This is a genomic window from Vibrio sp. YT-19(2023) (genome assembly GCF_033337395.1).
In genome coordinates this window covers 1-1843 of the sequence record NZ_JAWOQN010000084.1, presented here as the reverse complement: position 1 = coordinate 1843, position 1843 = coordinate 1, and the positions used below count along the sequence as shown (strand labels likewise).

At 48.3% G+C, this 1843-nt stretch carries 2 protein-coding genes; both read left to right on the top strand.

Going from position 1 to position 1843, the window contains the following annotated elements; all coding sequences use genetic code 11:
* Positions 1 to 475: thermostable hemolysin (locus tag R7E78_RS23970; protein WP_318058319.1), on the top strand; the 475-nt coding region annotated here is incomplete at its 5' end.
* 79 nt (positions 476 to 554) lie between these two features.
* The coding region (locus R7E78_RS23965; protein ID WP_318058318.1) for an AMP-binding protein at positions 555 to 1843 on the top strand (1289 nt) is incomplete at its 3' end.

Here is a 1843-nt window from a genome sequence, read left to right as displayed (position 1 = left end):
TATGCCGGCGTATTTAACCCTCATTGAAGGCGGCCAAATTGTTTCCGTATGCGGCTTTCGCATCGCCGAAGATGAGCCCTTGTTCCTTGAACAGTATTTAGAAGACGACGCCCAAAAGCTGGTTTCTAACGTATTTAACTGCGACGTAAAACGTTCGAACTTAGTGGAATTCGGTCACTTGGCCTCTTTCGCTAAGGGCATGTCATCTCTTCACTTCTACCTCATCGCAGAAATGCTGGTCAACCTCGGTTTTGAATGGTGCATCTTCACCGCGACAGACCCACTTCACGCCATGATGGCGCGTCTAGGGTTGGAGCCTCATATCATCGCGCAGGCCGATCAAAACAAAGTCCCCGATGCCGAGTCCACTTGGGGGTCGTACTACGAACATCAACCGCGTGTGTTAGCTGGCAATTTGCAAAAAGGACTAGAGCGTCTTCGATTAGTCCAAGAAAGAAAACGCAAACAAGCCTAGATAGAAAAGTAAACGTCGTTAAAAACGCAAACACAAACACAACAACTTGGTTAAACACAACGCAGAATATAGGTGATGTATGAATATTCTCCTCGATGCCATTACAAAATGGGCAAAAACGACACCAGATCGAGTAGCACTTGTCGGCTACGAAGCGAATCAAACGGTTGAACTGACTTACTCTGAACTGTTAAACAAGATCGAACTCGTTGCCGCCGAGCTTATTGCACAGAACATCAAAGCACTCGCGCTACGCGCAGAAAACAGCATCGATTGGGCCATTGTTGATTTGGCGGCGATGGCGGCAGACATAGTCGTCGTACCTATTCCGACTTTTTTCTCTGATGCACAAGTTGAACACACATTAGAGCAATCAGGCGTCGATGCTTTAGTCGGCGATTGGCAAGCATGGTTGGCTTCTCATTCTAAGCAAAGCTTTAACCAGCAAGACCATTCGTTTTCCATTGCAAATTTGCCTTTGCTGCGTCGTAACCAGTTGGGAGATGAAGATACACAGGTAGCTTATCTACCAGAAACCGGAAAAATCACATTTACGTCGGGCTCGACTGGTCAGCCTAAAGGCGTCTGTTTAAGCACTGATCATTTGTGTTTGGTGGCGAAATCGCTCGCCGACGCAGTAAACGGCACCGCGCACTCACACTTAGTGCTGCTTCCGTTATCGACGCTTCTCGAGAACATAACCGGCGTTTATGTTCCACTCATGTTGGGCGTGACGTCATCTATTTTCCCCGGAGAGCAAACCGGCCTACTCGGTTCAAGCCAATTCGAACCGCGTCTGTTTGCACAAGCATTAGCGACCATCAAACCAGAAAGCTTAGTGCTCACACCGGCTTTATTGCTTGCGCTCATTCAGATCGCGAAACAGCAGCCCTCTCTTGTGGATTCTCTAAAATTTGTCGCCGTTGGCGGCGCAAGAGTGTCGTCGCAACTGATTAACACCGCGCATGCGCTGAACATCCCTGCGTTTGAAGGTTATGGTCTGTCTGAATGTGGCTCTGTTGTTTGTTTGAATACACCAGGCGCATTTAAAGCAGGAACGTGTGGCAAACCGCTCCCGCACACTCAGATTCGTATCGCGGAAGATGGTGAACTGCTCGTCAAAGGCAACGTTGCTCTTGGTTATTTGAATGAGCCGTTTACTCAAGAATGGTTAGCAACTGGCGACTTAGCCCAAATTGACGCGCAAGGTTTTGTCACTCTCTCAGGACGCAAGAAGAACCTTATCGTCACCGCATACGGCAGAAATGTCTCACCGGAATGGATTGAATCAGAAGCGTTGGCGTTTTTGCCGATGACGCCACTGATCGTTACAGGTGATAGCCAACAAACATTATGTGCTGTCATTGC